This window comes from Variovorax sp. 278MFTsu5.1 (assembly GCF_048305045.1).
Taxonomy (GTDB): domain Bacteria; phylum Pseudomonadota; class Gammaproteobacteria; order Burkholderiales; family Burkholderiaceae_C; genus Variovorax; species Variovorax guangxiensis.
The window spans coordinates 145,350-159,447 of record NZ_CP157623.1 but is presented as its reverse complement, the minus strand read 5'-3'; the positions used below and the strand labels follow the sequence as shown (position 1 = coordinate 159,447).

Sequence of the window (14,098 nt, the reverse complement as noted above, 5' to 3'; positions counted from 1 at the left end):
GGTTCCGATTCAGATCTGGGTGATGAGCTTGGTACTGAGAAAACTGTCGAAGGACTCGGTGCCGCCTTCGCTGCCGAAGCCGCTGTCCTTCACGCCACCGAAGGGCAGCTCCGGATGCGCCATGCCCGAGTGGTTGATGTTCACCATGCCGGCCTCCAGGCCGTCGCCCACGCGGGTCGCGGTCTGCAGCGAACGGGTGAACACGTAGCTCGCCAGGCCGAAGGGCAACGCATTGGCCTGCTGCAGCGCCTCGTCGACCGTGTCGAAGCGCGACAGCGCGGCGACGGGGCCGAAGGGCTCTTCGTGCATCACGCGCGCATCGGGAGGGACGTTGGTCAGCAGCGTCGGCGCATGGAAATGGCCTTTGGCTCCAATATGCGCGCCAATCCGCCCGTCCACGCACCCGCCGCCCGCCAGCAGCTCGGCGCCGCGTGCGCGGGCGTCGTCCACCAGTGCCCGCACGGCCTGGAAGCGGCGCTCGTGGATCAGCGGGCCCATCTGGACGCCATCGTCCAGGCCGTGGCCCACCTTCACCGCACCGAGCGCATCGGCGAAGGCGGCGGCAAAGCGGTCGTGGACGCCCGACTGCACATGGAAGCGCGTCGGCGACACGCAGACCTGGCCGGCGTTGCGCGTCTTCAGCCGCGCCAGCAAGGCCACGGCGGCGTCGACGTCGGCATCGTCGAAGACCAGCACCGGCGCATGGCCGCCCAGCTCCATGGTCATGCGCTTCATGTGCAGGCCGGCCAGCGCGGCCAGCTGCCGGCCCACCGGCACCGAGCCGGTGAACGAGACCACGCGCACCAGCGGCGACTCGATGAGCTGGCGCGAGATGTCCGCCGGCACGCCCCACAGCAGATTGAACACGCCCGGCGGCACGCCGGCATCGTGGAAGAGGCGCGCCATGGCCACCAGTGCGCTGGGCGACTCCTCCGGCCCCTTGAGCACGATGGGGCAGCCGGCCGCGATGGCGGCGGCGGCCTTCTTCATCGCCTGGCCGAAGGGAAAGTTCCAGGGGCTGAAGGCGGCGCACACACCGACCGGCTCGCGCACTACCAGCTGGCGCACGCCGGGCAGGCGCGCCGGCACCACGCGGCCGTAGACGCGGCGGCCCTCCTCCGCATGCCACTCGACGTGCTCGGCGGCGTTCAGCACCTCGGCCACGGCATCGGCCAGCGGCTTGCCGTTGTCCAGCGTCATGGCGCGGCCGATCTCCGGCGCGCGCTCGCGCGCTAGCGCGGCCACGCGGCGCAGCAGGTCCGAGCGCTCGAGCGGCGACACGCGCCGCCAACCGGCGAAGGCTGCATGGGCGGCCTGCACGGCGGCCTCGACGTCTTCGGCCTCGGCCCACGGCAGCAGGCCCAGCGGCTGCAGCGTGGCCGGATCGTGCACGGGCTGCGTGCGCCGGCCCTGCGCGTCGATGAAGCGGCCGGCGATATAGAGCGAGAGTTCTGGGTACATGGTGAGAGAGACCGCGGCGCGGGCATGTGGGCGCGGGTATGTGGGCGCGGGTATGGGGCGCAGGTATCGGGGAGCGGTTCGCGCGAGGCTTCAGGCCGCGAGGGCCTCGGCCTGCACGAGGGATGGGGCGGGCGCGGGCTGCGGGCGCGCCGTGTCGCCCGGCGCCAGCACGGCTTCGCAGAAGCTGCCCAGCTCAGCTGCGGCATCGGTGCGGCGGCCGACGGCGGCGATGAAGCGGTCGGGGCGGATCAGCACCCAGTCCACGTCCTTGCCGTGGAACCAGGAATGCAGCGTATTCTCCAGGTCCTCGATCACCGTGCCCGTGAGCTGCCCCGGCATCGGCGAGCCGGCCTCGTTGCCCATGCTGCGCGAGCGCACGGCCACGTAGTGGTCGCAGCCCAGCCGGGCGAGCTGGTCGTGCAGCGCGGCGGGCGCGCCGGCCAGCGCATCGCAGCGCCAGCTCAGCAGCGCGAAGCGCGCGCCGACCACGTCGTCGAGCTTGCGCGGCAGGCCGCGCTCGCGCTCCACGTTGGGCTGGATGAACATGCGGCCCACGAGCGCGTCGCGCCCGGCAATGCCGCTGTTGCGCACGATGCCCTTCGCGAAGCGCGGCATGGGCTTGAACTTCATCTGCAGCACGTAGTCGCGCACCTTCGGAATGTTCCGGATCGCCATGAAGAAACGGTCGCGCGCCCAGGCCAGCAGCGGGTTGCGCTGCGACAGCACGGCGCCGAAGGTGTCGGCCAGGTCGATCATGGCCCTGGCATGGGCATGGCGCTCGTCGTGGTAGCTGGCCAGCAGCTCGGGGCGCAGCCGGCCCTGGAGGACCCAGGCGAGCTTCCAGCCCAGGTTGAAGGCATCGCGCACGCCGGCGTTGAGGCCCTGCCCGATCCACGGCGGCGTGATGTGCGCGGCATCGCCGGCCAGGCAGACGCGGCCCGCGACGAAGCCGCCCGCCACGCGCGAGTTGTGGGTGTAGACGCGCGCCCGGATGACATTGAGCGCCGCCGGGTCGGCCACATGCCGGCCCAGCAACTCGCGCACCTTGTCGGGCGCGAGCATCTGCTCGCCGTCCTCGCCGGGAAAGAGCATGAACTCCCAGCGCCGCAGGCCGTAGGGCAGGCGCAGGCAGACGTAGGGGCGCCCGGGTTCGCAGTGCAGCGCGGTGTAGGGCGCGTCCAGGGGATCCTGGTCGCATTCGATCACCACCCACTTGGCCGGGTGGGTGCGCCCCTCGTAGGACAGCCCCAGCATCTCGCGCACCGCGCTGCGCCCGCCGTCGCAGGCCACCGCGTAGGCGGCGCGCACCTGCTGCTCGGCGCCGGCCTCGTCGCGCAGGGTGGCGGTCACGCCCGCCTCGTCCTGCACCAGGCCCACCAGCTCCAGGCCGAGGCGCAGCTGCACATGGTCGAAGCGCGCCAGGCCGCGGCGCAGCGTCTTCTCGCCCAGCGGCTGCGAGAACAGGTTGCGGCGGAACCAGCCGAACTCGCGCGTGCTCGGCAGGATCTCGGCGAAGCACTGCTTGCGCGCGGTGTACATGCGCATGGGCACGTTCTGGATCATGTCGCGCAGCATCTCCTCGGCCAGGCCGGTGGCCTGGAAGGTGCGCAGGGCCTCGTCGTCCAGCCCCACGGCGCGCGGAAAGTCGAACACCGCCGTGCTGCGCTCGACCACCAGGGTCTGCACGCCGTAGGTGCCCAGCAGGTTGGCCAGCGTCACGCCGACAGGTCCGGCGCCGATGATGAGGACGGGGGCTTCCACGGAAGCGCTCATGAAAACTCCTTGGGACTGAGAGGGGAACGGCGGCTTGCGCGAGCGCCTCAGGCGGCCGAGAGCAGCCGGCTCTCCTGGCGCACCAGCAGGTGCCGCACCTGCTTGCGGAACTCCGCGAAGGCCGGATCGGCCATCAGCGCGGCACGGCGGCGCGCACGTTCATCGAGGCTGTCGAAGGCCCAGTGGAAGACCAGCTGGTTGATGTCGCCGCTTTCCGGCGTCATCAACGCGACCAGTTGCCCGAGCGTGCGGGTCTGCAGCGCGCGGCCGCACTCGTTGTAGATGCGCAGGTAGTCGCGCACGCCGCCGGGCACGAGGGTGTAGGTTCTGAGTTCGTGGATCATGGATGGGACTGGCCCGAGGCGGCCGCATCAGGCCGCGTCAGGCCGCTTCAGGAAGGTGGTGACCGCCTCGGCGAAGAGCGCCGGCTGGTCGTCGTGGACGTAGTGGCCCGCATCGGGAATCTCGCGCGTGGAGATTCGCGGGTTGAGCGCGCGCATGTGCTCGGCCATGGCCGGCTGCAGGTAGTCGGAGCGGCCGCCGCGCACCACCAGCGTCTCACACTGCAGCTGGCTCACATCGGCGGCAAGGTCCACCTGGCGGGCGGGATCCGGGTTCAGGCGCGTGGCGGCGATGCCCGCATGGTCGTAGCGCCAGGTGAAGCCGCCGCCACTCATGGGCTTGAGCATGCTGTGCAGCCGCTGCTGGCGCGCTTCCTCCGTCACCGTGGGGCGCAGCGCGCGCATGAACGCGGCGGCTTCGTCCCAGGAATCAAAGGCGGTGGGCGTGCTCGCCAGCTCCCTGCGGATGCGGGTGGCACCGTCGCTGGTGTCGAAGGCACCGGGGCCGGCGTCCTCGATCACCAGGCGGTGGATCTGGCGGGCATGCCGCGCGGCATACACGATGGCGTTGATGCCGCCCATCGAATGGCCGAGCAGGTCGAAGCGCTGCAGGCCCAGCTGCGCCACCAGCGCCTCGACGTCGGCGACATAGGTGTCGGTGTAGTAGTCGTGCCCCGGGTCCCAGTCGGTCTCGCCGCGGCCGCGCTGGTCGAAGGCGATGACGCGGAACCCGGGCTGCAGTGCGGCAGCCACGCCCACGAAGGTCTCGGCATAGCCGCGGATGCCGTGCAGCATCAGCACCGGCCAGGCATCGGGCTCGCCCCATTCGGTGACGTGGAAGCCCAGGCCATCGTGGCTCAGGCGGTAGTCGCGGCGCTGCATGTGCGTTGCTCCGGCGGCGCTCAGACGAGGCCGTCCTCGCCCTTGATCTCCGAGGCCTTCAGGCCGCCCAGTCGCGCGTTGAGCCGCCCGCGCGTGGCGAAGGCCCAGATCAGCACCACCTCGTCGCGGTTGGGGCCGTCGCCGAACATGGCCGAGACGGTGTCGTAGTGCGAGCGCACGTACAGCGCGTCCTTGTGCGCCAGCGGAATGTCGATGACGGTGCCGGGCCCACCGCGCTTGCCGGTGGAAGGCACCCACGACTTGCCGCCGCCCACGCCCTCGCGCACCGGGTTGGCGGCGGGGTTGGTCAGCAGCGCGTTGCCATGCTCGTATTCGCCGTCGATGCCCACCAGGCAGGCCTTGCCGTAGCTCTCGATGGCCTGCCCGCCCGCGGCCTCGCGGATGCGGCGGCCGAACTCCTTGCCCAGCTCGGGCGAAGGCGCGATCCAGGACGACAGGTCTTCGACGTAGCGGCCCGCGAACGGGTTGCGCAGGCAGGCGGCAATGACGATCTTGCGCAGCGGCTCGCCGTCGGCGGGTGCACCGGTCTCTCCGGCCAGGGTGTCCTCGATCTGGAGGTACCACTTGCGGATGTGGAAGGCGCTGAGGTCGGGGGTGCTCATGGTGATCTTTTCCGGGAATGGGGGTGAATGGGATGGATGTGCCGCAGGCGGCCGCTCACAGCGGCTGCAGGTCCAAGGCGTTGCTGGGCGCGTTGTATTCGCCCAGCAGGCGCTTGGCTTCCTCGTCGTCGTGGACGAGCTCGAGGAAGAACTCGAAGCGGTGGCCGTCGGGGTCGTGGAAGTACAGGCCGTAGCCCACCTTGTGGTCGGTGGTCTTGACCACCTCCACGTTCTTGCGCAGCAACATGCCGTAGAGCCGGCGCAGGTCGTCCAGGCCGCCCTCGATCTCCAGGCCGTAGTGCTGCATGTTCACGGTGCCGCGGGTGGCGGCCTCGGGCTCGTCCACCTGGATGAGCGCGATGTCGTGGTGCTTCTGCCCGAAGGAAAGGAACACCCAGCGCGCCCCGCGCGCCGTGACCTGCATGCCCAGCACCTCTTCATACCAGGGGGCGGAGGCGAAGGGGTCCTTCACGAACAGCGCCAGGTGCGTGCGGCGGATGCGCGGGCGAACCTCTTCGCCAGTGCTGCCGGTGTTGCCGGTGTTGCCGGTGCCGTCGGTGGAAGCGGGGTCGCGGGTGTTCATGGCCGGCCTCCGTGCTTCAGTGGATGGACTGCGGATGCGCGTGCACCGGTGCCACGAAGGGCGTCCAGGCCACCGAGGTGATCTCGCTGAAATCGCGCCACTCCTTGAACCAGCTGCGTCCGCCGTTGGTGGAGCGCAGCAGGTGGCCGTACTTGGTGCCCGCAAAGAGCAGCCCTCGGTTGCTCGCATGCGCGCCGAAGGCCCACACGGTGGAGTTGGGCGCGGTGTTCAGCAGCGTCGGCACCCAGGTCGCGCCGCGGTCGGCGGAGCGATAGATGCGCGTGCGCGAACCCGGCGTGCCGTCGCCGAGGGCCAGCAGCAGCTCGCGGCCATCGGCATCCAGCGGCTGCACCGTGCGGGTGTAGTACAGGCCGTCGAAGCGGTCCTTGGAGGGGTGGCAGACGAAGCTCTGGGCATCGTCGATGCTCTCGCACACCGAGTTGACGGTGACCACGATGTGCTTGGCCGGCGCATCCGGCGTGGCCGGCAGTACCGAGATGGCGTGGATGTCGGAGTTGTTGATGCCGCGCCCGGGCGTGTCGATGCGCTCCCAGCTGTCGCCCGCATCGCGCGTGCGCCAGGCGCCGCCTTCCTCCACGCCGAACCAGGCCTCGCCTGCGCGCTGCGGGTGGAAGGCGATGGTGAGGATGCGCGGGCGGTGCACGCCCGAGCAGAACTCGGGCAGCTCCACGTCCAGCAGCTGCCAGCTCAGGCCGCCGTTGCGCGAGCGGTACATGCGCGCCCGCGAAGGCGCGCCGGTGCCGGCGAACACCAGCTGCGGGTCCAGCGGGCTGAAGGCCAGGGCCCACACGGTCTGGCCATCGGCCGGCGAGGCCATGCGCTGGAAGTGCGCGCCGCCGTCGGTCGACAGGCAGATGCCCGCGTCGGCGCCCGCCAGCACGCGGCTGGGGTCCGACGGGTCCACGGCCAGCGCGCGCACCGTGCCGTCGAATTCGATGGCCTCCTTCAGGCCCAGGCGGTGCCAGGTGGCGCCGTCGTCCACGCTGCGCAGGATGCCCTGCCCTGCCGTGCCCACGAGAATGGTTCCGTTCATGTCTGCGACTCCTTGGATGGATGGCTCAGAGAAAGATGCCGCGGGTGATGCCGCCATCGACCGCGATGGATTCGCCGGTGATGGCCGCCGCGCGGTCCGAAGCGAGGAAGAGCACCGCGTCGGCGATCTCGCCCACCTGCAGCACGCGGCGGATGGGGGTGGCCTTCGCGTAGTTCGCCTCGACCTGCGCGGGCGTGAGGCCCTGCAGCTTGGCTTCCTTCGCGTAGAGCTCGTGGATGTGCGGCGTCTCCACCACGCCGGGGTGGATCACGTTGACCGTGATGCCCGAGGGGCCGAGCTGGTCCGACAGCGTCTTGGTCATGTGCGCCACGGCCACGTTGCGCATGCCCGAGAGCTGCTTGCTGCCGCGGCCGGTGAGGCCGCCGATGTTGATGATGCGACCCCAGCCGCCCTTGCGCATGTGCGCCGCACAGGCCTTCGCGAAGCGCATGTAGCCCACGACCTTGATGTCGATGTCCTGCAGCAGCCCTTCGGGGTCGGCGTTCTCGATCTCGCTGCGCACCAGGCCGCCCGGATGGGCCGCGCCGTTGACCAGGATGTCGATGCGGCCGAAGTGCGCCGCCGCCTTGTCGACGGCGGCCTGCACCTGCGCGGTGTCGCTCACGTCGGCGGGGGTGGCCAGCACCTCCACGCCCGTCTTCGCGGTGATTTCGCGCGCGGCTTCCTCCAGCGCGCCCTGGCTGCGCGCCACGATGGCCACGCGCACGCCCTCGGCCGCGAAAGCTTCCGCCACCGCCCGGCCGATGCCCAGGCTGCCGCCCGTCACCACGGCCACTTTGCCCTTGAGTCTGAGATCCATGTTCGATTGCTCCTTGAATGGTGGGAAAGGCGCCAGTCCGAGTGGCTCAGAGCGCCATTTCGATGAGGGCCGGCCCGCGGCGCCCGAAGGCCTCGCGCAGCTGGACCGAGAGTTCTTCGGCCGTGGCGGCCCGCGTGGCCGGCACGCCATAGGACTGCGCCAGGCCCACCCAGTCGATGCGCGGCGAGTCGAGCGCGGTGAGCGCCTCGGCGCGCGCACCCAGCGCGGCGCCGCCGCGGCGCAGTTCGTTGCGCAGGATGGCGTACTGGTGGTTGGCGGCAATGAGTACGACCACGTCGAGCTGCTCGTGCGCCATCGTCCACAGCGACTGGATCGTGTACTGGGTGCTGCCGTCCGACAGCAGCCCCACCACCCGCCGCCCGGGGCAGGCGATGGCCGCGCCCACCGCCACGGGCAGGCCCTGGCCGATGGCGCCGCCGGTGTTGGTCAGCGTCGTGTGCGGTGCCGCGGCGGCCGACGCCGCATAGAAGGGATAGCCGCAGGTGCCGCCTTCGACCGAGACGATGGCGCCTTCGGGCAATGCGCGCGTGAGCACCGCGCCGATGGCCGCGGGCGTGAGCGCGCCGGCGGGCTCCGCCGGCAGCGGATGCACCGGCGCCTCGAAGGCGGAGGCCTGCAGCGCATCGGCCAGTTGCTCCAGCGCCTCGGCCACCGGATGGCCGGGCTCGCCCAGGCTCAGCAGGCGAGCGGCTTCGACCATCAGGCTGGGGTGGCCCGTGTAGCCGAAGTAGGTGACGGGGGGCAGTGCGCCGGCCAGCACCACCAGGTCGGCGGGGTCGAGCACGGCGCGTGCCGGCTCGGGAAAGTAAGGCAGCCGGTCGAACGCCGGCAGGCCCTGGCCGCGTTCCGCGCGGGCCGGGAAGGTTTCGGCATAGGCCGTGGCCCCGAGCGCTGCGCACAGCCGCGCGGCGGCGTGCTGCGCGCGCACGCCCAGGCCACCGAGTTCGCCACCGCCGCCCAGCAGGAAGACGATGCGGCGCGCCGAGCGCAGGCGTTGCGCGCAGGTGGCGATGTCGACGGGCGCGGTTGATGCCGCGTCCGGCGCCGGCGTGCCGGCTGCGGCCGCCGCGCCCTGCAGCGGATCGGCCTGGTAGTCCGCCGGAAAGATCAGCGTCGCACCCTGCCCGCCGTTGGCCAGCGACTGGCGCACGGACTCTGCTGCAGCGCGCGGCACATCGGCCGTGCTGGCGATGCGGTGCACCCAGCCCGACACCGGCCGCGCCAGCGACTCGATGTCCGAGCTCAGCGGCGCATCGAAGGGCAGGTGCCAGCTGGTGTGGTCGCCGATCAGGTTGACGATCGGCGTGCGCGCGCGCCGCGCGTTGTGCAGGTTGGCGATGCCGTTGGCGAAGCCCGGGCCCAGGTGCAGCAGCGTGGCGGCGGGCCGCCCGAGCATGCGGCCATAGCCGTCGGCCGCGCCGGTGCAGACGTTCTCCTGCAGGCCGATCACGCAGCGGATCGAATCCTGGCCTTCCAGCGCGCGCACCAGGTCCAGCTCCGTCGTGCCGGGGTTGGCGAAGCAGGTGTCCACCCCTTCGCCGGAAAGCGCCGCCCACAGGGCCTGCGCGCCAGTCTGCTCAGTCATCGCCGATGTCCTCTCGTTGCTTCTCTCTGTTGGGAATGCCGCGACCGGCGTCACTGCACCTTGATGCCGCGCTCGCGCACGAGGCGGCCGATGCGGTCGTTGTCCACGGCGATGCGTGCGTCCAGTTCCGCTGGCGTGGAGGCGCCGGCGCCCAGGCCGCGCTCGGCTGCCCAGCGCTTGAGCTCGGGCTGCGCCAGCACCTTGGTGAGTGCCGCGTTCATGCGCGCCAGGATCTCGGGCGGCACGCCGCTCTTCGCGTGGAAGGAGTAGGAGGTGGACAGCAGCATGTCCGAGCCGCCCGCCTCCACGATGGTGGGCACGTTCGGCACGATGGCCTGACGCGTGGGCGCGCCCACGGCCAGCAGCTTGAAGCTGCCCTTCTGCACATAGGGCAGCATGGCCTCCACGCCGCCGGAGGTGACTTCCACCTGGCCGCCCAGCATGGCCGGGATCACCTCCGCCAGCGCCTTGTAGGGCACGTGCAGGAACTTGACCCCGGTGCCCGATTCGAGCAGCTCCATGTTCAGGTGCATCACGCTGCCCACGCCGCCCGTGCCGAAGGTGACCTTGCCCGGGTTGGCCTTGGCATAGGCGATGAAGGACTTGAAGTCGTTGGCCGGCAGCTGCGCGCTGGTGACCAGGTAGAGGTTCACGTCGGCGATGTTGCTGACGGAAACGAGGTCCTTCTTCGGGTCGTAGGGCGGCTGGTAGAGCAGCGGGTTGACGGTGAGCGTGAGCCGGTCGACCAGCAAATAGGTGTAGCCGTCGGCCGGCGCCTTCACCACCTCGGCGGTGCCGATGATGCCGTTGGCCCCGGCCTTGTTCTCCACCACGACCGAGGCCTTCAGCTCCTTGGAGAGCCCCTCGCCCACGAGCCGCGCCATGACGTCGGGACCCGTGCCCGGCGGGTAGGGCACTTCGATGCGGATCGGCCGCGAGGGCCAGCTGCCCTGGGCCGAAGCCAGCGGCGACACCAGTCCGCATGCCGCCGCCAAGGCGACGGCACCACAGACCTGCAGAACGGACTTTCTTTTCATTGCGCGATTCCTAGGCACCCCTGCGAAGACGGGGCCGGCACCAGGAACCAGAGGGGATGCACCTGGGCGGCAATGGACGACTGACGGCACCGAACACTCATCGGTCACCGAATCATATGCTGTTTTGTCGAATAAGCGAAATTCAGCAAATAAAACGACTGTTAGTGGTTTCCCTTAGGATCAACTTTCGTCCATGTGACGCTTGAGCAAGCAATCGGCGTTCCGGGAAGGTTTTGCGATGTCGATGTGGCTATTACTGCATAGTGATAAGTTGCGATCCATGGCAGCCGCCAAGAGGAGGAAGAGGTCCTGGAGATCGTCGAAGTAGCACCGAACCCAATGTTTGCCAGTGATCCGAGTAGTTCTACCGACGCGCTAGGCCCGCATCGAATGGCATATTTATCGCATAGAAATAATTTGATGACTATGTCTTCGACCCTATGCAACAAAACGGGGCGCCGTTGCACCAGAACGCCGCGCAAGCGGCGGGCCGGCACCGCAAGAGCGCCCGCATCGGCGTTCGCCTCGGGCCTGCCGACGCGCAGGCCTGCCTCTCCATCCCCAGAAAGCGCCTTCCCGCCATGAAGCTCTATCTCACGCCTAGGACCTGCGCGCTGGCCGTCGACATCGTGGCGCGCGAGATCGGCCTCGCGCTCGAGCTCGTCTGGGTCGACGTGCGGGCCAAGAAGCTCAAGGACGGCGGCGACCTCCACCGCATCAACCCCAAGGGCCAGGTGCCGGCGCTCGAGACGGACGACGGCCAGTTCCTCACCGAGGGCGGCGTGATCATTCAGTACCTGTGCGACCGGCACGGGGCGGACCACCTGCTGCCTCGCAGCCTCGACATGGAGCGATACCGCGTGCTGGAGTGGATGGGCTTCATGAGCTCGGAGCTGCACAAGACCTTCACGCCGCTGTTCCGTGCCAACACGCCGCCGGCCTACCGCGACATCGCCATCGAGAACCTGCTGCGCCGCTTCGCCTGGCTCGACCGGGTGCTGGCCACCCGGGGCTTCCTGCATGCGCAGCGCTTCACCGCGGCGGACGCCTACTGCTTCACCATCGTCATGTGGGCCGAGCTGCACGCCATCGACCTGGCGCAGTGGCCGCACCTGCATGCCTACCTGCAGCGCGTCGCGGCGCGCCCCAGCGTGCAGGCGGCGCTGGCCGCCGAGCGCGACGAGCTCGCCACCCAAGCCGCGGCCTGAGCCGCCGGCACCCCCTCGATCCGGAGAACCCATGAAGCTCTATCACGAAGTCCGCGGCTGCTCGCTCGCGGTGGACATCGTCGCGCGCGAACTGCAGCTGCCCCTCGCCCTCGAATGGGTCGACATGAAGACCAAGCGGCTGGCCGACGGCCGCGACTATTTCAGCGTCAACTCCAAGGGCACGGTGCCCACGCTGGAGATGCCGGACGGCCAGCACCTGAGCGAGGGCTGCATCGTCATGCAGTACCTGGCCGACCAGTGCCCCGGCAACACGCTCCTGCCCGCGTCGGGACTGCCGCGCTACCGCGTGCTGGAGTGGATGAGCTTCATCGCGGCCGATCTGCACAAGGGCGGCTTCATGCCGCTGTTCAAGGCCGTCACGCCGCCCGAGTACAAGGCCATCGCGCACGGCATCGTCGAGGCCAAGCTGCAGTGGATCGACGAGCAGCTGGCAGGCCGCGCCCACCTCACCGGCGACACCTTCACGATCGCCGACGCGCACTGCTACACGATCGCCATGTGGACGCACGCGCATACCATCGACACGCGGCGCTGGCCCCACCTGGAGGCCTACTTGGCGCGCTGCGGCGCCCGGCCCAGCGTGCGCGCGGCCGAGGCCGCCGCGGCCGCGCAGGGCGAACGCGAGCGTGCGGCAGCGGCAGCCGCAGTCGCGCACTGAGCCCGTCTTCGCCACCCTCGCAAGGAACGACCATGCCCATGCTCCGACGCCTCCTGCTGCCCTGCCTGGCGGCCCTCGCCGGCCTGTTGCCTGCACTGGCCTGCGCCCAGGCCTCTCCCTCGGCACCCATCCACCTGGTGGTCGCCTTTCCGCCCGGCGGCGGCACCGACGGCGCGGCGCGGCTGATCGCCGAGAAGCTGGCGCCGGAACTCGGGCAGTCGGTCGTGGTGGACAACCGCGCCGGTGCCGGCGGCACCATCGGCGCGCAGTCGGTGGCACGCGCCAGGCCCGACGGCCAGACGCTCCTCTTCGGCACGGGCGCCGAACTGCTGATCAACCCGGTCACGCGCAAGACCGCACCCTACGATCTCCTGAAAGACTTCGTCCCCATCACCGAGGTGGGCACCGTGAGCTTCGTGCTGGCCGTGCCCGCGGGCTCGCCGGTGCGGGACGTGCGCGAACTCATCGCCACCGCCAAAGCGCAGCCTGGCAAGCTCAACTACTCGTCCTTCGGCATGGGCTCGACCAACCACCTGATCGGCGAGCTCTTCCTGAAAGCCACCGGCACGCGGGCCGCGCACGTGCCCTTCCAGGGCAGCCAACAGGCCATGACCTCTTTGCTGGCCGGCGACGTCGACTTCACCTTCGACACCACCGCCGTGGTGCTGCCGCAGGTCAAGGCCGGCAAGCTTCGCGCTCTGGCCACGCCGTCTCCCAGCCGATTGCCTGGCCTGCCCGATGTGCCCACGCTGCAGGAACTGGGCTACGGCGGGCTGGTGGCCGAAGGCTGGATGGGCGTGTTCGCGCCCGCGGGCACGCCGCCGGCCGTGGTGGCAACCCTGGCCGCCGCGCTGGACAAGGTGATCCGCACGCCCGACATGGAATCGCGCCTCGCTGCGCGCGGTGTGGCGGTGACGGCGGCCGACGGCCCGCAGTTCCGCGCCAAGCTGCAGGTCGAGCTGGACAAGTGGCGCCGCGTGGCCCGCGAGGCCAACGTGTCGCTGGACTGAGGCTGCCATTGCACATCTTCCCAAGGAGCCCTGCCATGCCGATCCTTTTCTCCATCCGTCGCCGCGCCGCCCTCTCCCTTCTGGCCGCGGCATGCCTGCTCGGCGGCACTGTCGCCCGTGCCGACGCCTGGCCCTCGCGCCCGATCACGCTCATCGTCTCCTTCGAGCCGGGCGGCTCCACCGACATCTCGGCGCGTGCCGTCGCGCAGGCACTGTCGGTGGAGCTCAAGCAGCCCGTGGTGGTCGAGAACCGCGCGGGCGCGGGCGGGCGCATCGGCACCAAGGCGGCGGCCATGGCCAGGCCCGACGGCTACACCCTGCTGTGGGGCAGCGGCAGCAGCCTGACAGCGGCCCCGGCCATCTATCCCCACCAGGAGCACGTCGCCACGCTGGTGCCGGTGAGCCTGGGCGCCACGCAGGCCTTCGTCTTCGTCACGAATCCGGGCTTGGGGGTCCGCACGGCGCAGGAATTCGTCGCGCTCGCAAAGCGCGAGCCGGGCAAGCTCAACTTCGCCTCGGCCGGCGCGGGTTCCAGCAACCACCTGCTGGGCGAGATCTTTCTGGCCGCCACCGGCGCGCCCGTGGTGCATGTGCCCTACAAGGGCGCCGTCATGGCCAAGGACGCGGTGATCCGCGGCGAGGCGCAGTTGATGGACGAAGTCACCTCGCCCCTGATCGGCGCCCTGCGCGCCGGCCAGCTGGTGCCGCTGTTCATGACCGGCGAGCGGCGCGACCCGGCCTTTCCCGACATTCCCACCGCCGCCGAGGCCGGCCTGCCCGAGATGACGATCCAGGGCTTCTTCGGCCTGCTGGCGCCCGCCGGCACGCCGCCGGAGATCGTGGCGCGGCTCAACGCGGCCATGCGCGCCGCCCTCGCTTCCGAGCCTGTGACCAAGACATTCGGCAACCTGGGCTTCACCACCGTCTACAGCACGCCCGGGCAGATGGCGGCCCGCATCGCCGAGGGCCGCGCAACCTATGACCGCATCGTCAAGGCGCGGCAGATCCGCGTCGACTGACG

General features: G+C 70.4%; 14 protein-coding genes. 4 read left to right on the top strand and 10 right to left on the bottom strand.

Annotation, left to right across the window (positions count from 1 at the left end):
• Positions 1-9: 9 nt before the first annotated feature.
• The 10 genes from ABL844_RS32850 to ABL844_RS32805 form a co-directional block, all read right to left on the bottom strand.
• Positions 10-1,461, bottom strand: a complete 1,452-nt coding sequence (locus ABL844_RS32850; protein WP_418132245.1) for an NAD-dependent succinate-semialdehyde dehydrogenase — start codon at positions 1,459-1,461, stop codon at positions 10-12.
• 90 nt (positions 1,462-1,551) lie between these two features.
• On the bottom strand, positions 1,552-3,234 hold the full coding sequence (locus ABL844_RS32845; protein WP_418132244.1) for a bifunctional 3-(3-hydroxy-phenyl)propionate/3-hydroxycinnamic acid hydroxylase: 1,683 nt from the start codon (positions 3,232-3,234) through the stop codon (positions 1,552-1,554).
• Between the two features lie 47 nt (positions 3,235-3,281).
• Complete coding sequence (locus ABL844_RS32840) at positions 3,282-3,578, bottom strand: NIPSNAP family protein (RefSeq protein ID WP_184641819.1); 297 nt, start codon at positions 3,576-3,578, stop codon at positions 3,282-3,284.
• Between the two features lie 27 nt (positions 3,579-3,605).
• Positions 3,606-4,457 (bottom strand): alpha/beta fold hydrolase, encoded by an 852-nt coding sequence (locus ABL844_RS32835; RefSeq protein ID WP_184641818.1) that lies wholly within the window; start codon positions 4,455-4,457, stop codon positions 3,606-3,608.
• 20 nt (positions 4,458-4,477) lie between these two features.
• On the bottom strand, positions 4,478-5,080 hold the full coding sequence (locus ABL844_RS32830) for an amino acid synthesis family protein (RefSeq protein ID WP_176666444.1): 603 nt from the start codon (positions 5,078-5,080) through the stop codon (positions 4,478-4,480).
• A gap of 55 nt (positions 5,081-5,135) precedes the next feature.
• Complete coding sequence (locus tag ABL844_RS32825) at positions 5,136-5,663, bottom strand: VOC family protein (RefSeq protein WP_418132243.1); 528 nt, start codon at positions 5,661-5,663, stop codon at positions 5,136-5,138.
• Between the two features lie 16 nt (positions 5,664-5,679).
• Positions 5,680-6,717, bottom strand: a complete 1,038-nt coding sequence (locus ABL844_RS32820; protein WP_184641817.1) for a WD40/YVTN/BNR-like repeat-containing protein — start codon at positions 6,715-6,717, stop codon at positions 5,680-5,682.
• Between the two features lie 25 nt (positions 6,718-6,742).
• Positions 6,743-7,537 (bottom strand): SDR family NAD(P)-dependent oxidoreductase, encoded by a 795-nt coding sequence (locus tag ABL844_RS32815; RefSeq protein ID WP_184641816.1) that lies wholly within the window; start codon positions 7,535-7,537, stop codon positions 6,743-6,745.
• Positions 7,538-7,583: 46 nt separating this feature from the next.
• Positions 7,584-9,143: an acetolactate synthase large subunit gene (locus tag ABL844_RS32810; protein WP_418132242.1), complete on the bottom strand. Its 1,560-nt coding sequence runs from the start codon at positions 9,141-9,143 to the stop codon at positions 7,584-7,586.
• Positions 9,144-9,193: 50 nt separating this feature from the next.
• Complete coding sequence (locus ABL844_RS32805) at positions 9,194-10,180, bottom strand: Bug family tripartite tricarboxylate transporter substrate binding protein (protein WP_418120771.1); 987 nt, start codon at positions 10,178-10,180, stop codon at positions 9,194-9,196.
• A 581-nt stretch (positions 10,181-10,761) separates the two neighbouring features.
• Here ABL844_RS32805 and gstA (ABL844_RS32800) point away from each other — a divergent pair.
• From gstA (ABL844_RS32800) to ABL844_RS32785, 4 genes are read left to right on the top strand one after another with little or no spacing between them, the layout of a single operon-like run.
• Positions 10,762-11,388 carry a glutathione transferase GstA gene (gene gstA / locus ABL844_RS32800; RefSeq protein WP_418132241.1) on the top strand — a complete coding sequence of 209 codons (627 nt, stop codon included), beginning with the start codon at positions 10,762-10,764 and terminating at the stop codon, positions 11,386-11,388.
• A 31-nt stretch (positions 11,389-11,419) separates the two neighbouring features.
• Positions 11,420-12,067, top strand: a complete 648-nt coding sequence (gstA, locus tag ABL844_RS32795; protein ID WP_418132240.1) for a glutathione transferase GstA — start codon at positions 11,420-11,422, stop codon at positions 12,065-12,067.
• Positions 12,068-12,099: 32 nt separating this feature from the next.
• A complete protein-coding gene (locus tag ABL844_RS32790; protein ID WP_418132239.1) occupies positions 12,100-13,077 on the top strand; it encodes a Bug family tripartite tricarboxylate transporter substrate binding protein in 978 nt (325 codons plus the stop codon).
• Between the two features lie 35 nt (positions 13,078-13,112).
• Entirely contained in the window at positions 13,113-14,096 is a 984-nt protein-coding gene (locus ABL844_RS32785) for a Bug family tripartite tricarboxylate transporter substrate binding protein (RefSeq protein ID WP_418132238.1), read from the top strand.
• Positions 14,097-14,098: the final 2 nt, after the last annotated feature.

Bases quoted from the DNA above. Each gene is read 5' to 3' on its own strand.
- ABL844_RS32850 (WP_418132245.1), bottom strand. From the start codon at position 1,461: ATGTACCCAGAACTCTCGCTCTATATCGCCGGCCGCTTCATCGACGCG.
- ABL844_RS32845 (WP_418132244.1), bottom strand. From the start codon at position 3,234: ATGAGCGCTTCCGTGGAAGCCCCCGTCCTCATCATCGGCGCCGGACCT.
- ABL844_RS32840 (WP_184641819.1), bottom strand. From the start codon at position 3,578: ATGATCCACGAACTCAGAACCTACACCCTCGTGCCCGGCGGCGTGCGC.
- ABL844_RS32835 (WP_184641818.1), bottom strand. From the start codon at position 4,457: ATGCAGCGCCGCGACTACCGCCTGAGCCACGATGGCCTGGGCTTCCAC.
- ABL844_RS32830 (WP_176666444.1), bottom strand. From the start codon at position 5,080: ATGAGCACCCCCGACCTCAGCGCCTTCCACATCCGCAAGTGGTACCTC.
- ABL844_RS32825 (WP_418132243.1), bottom strand. From the start codon at position 5,663: ATGAACACCCGCGACCCCGCTTCCACCGACGGCACCGGCAACACCGGC.
- ABL844_RS32820 (WP_184641817.1), bottom strand. From the start codon at position 6,717: ATGAACGGAACCATTCTCGTGGGCACGGCAGGGCAGGGCATCCTGCGC.
- ABL844_RS32815 (WP_184641816.1), bottom strand. From the start codon at position 7,537: ATGGATCTCAGACTCAAGGGCAAAGTGGCCGTGGTGACGGGCGGCAGC.
- ABL844_RS32810 (WP_418132242.1), bottom strand. From the start codon at position 9,143: ATGACTGAGCAGACTGGCGCGCAGGCCCTGTGGGCGGCGCTTTCCGGC.
- ABL844_RS32805 (WP_418120771.1), bottom strand. From the start codon at position 10,180: ATGAAAAGAAAGTCCGTTCTGCAGGTCTGTGGTGCCGTCGCCTTGGCG.
- gstA (WP_418132241.1), top strand. From the start codon at position 10,762: ATGAAGCTCTATCTCACGCCTAGGACCTGCGCGCTGGCCGTCGACATC.
- gstA (WP_418132240.1), top strand. From the start codon at position 11,420: ATGAAGCTCTATCACGAAGTCCGCGGCTGCTCGCTCGCGGTGGACATC.
- ABL844_RS32790 (WP_418132239.1), top strand. From the start codon at position 12,100: ATGCCCATGCTCCGACGCCTCCTGCTGCCCTGCCTGGCGGCCCTCGCC.
- ABL844_RS32785 (WP_418132238.1), top strand. From the start codon at position 13,113: ATGCCGATCCTTTTCTCCATCCGTCGCCGCGCCGCCCTCTCCCTTCTG.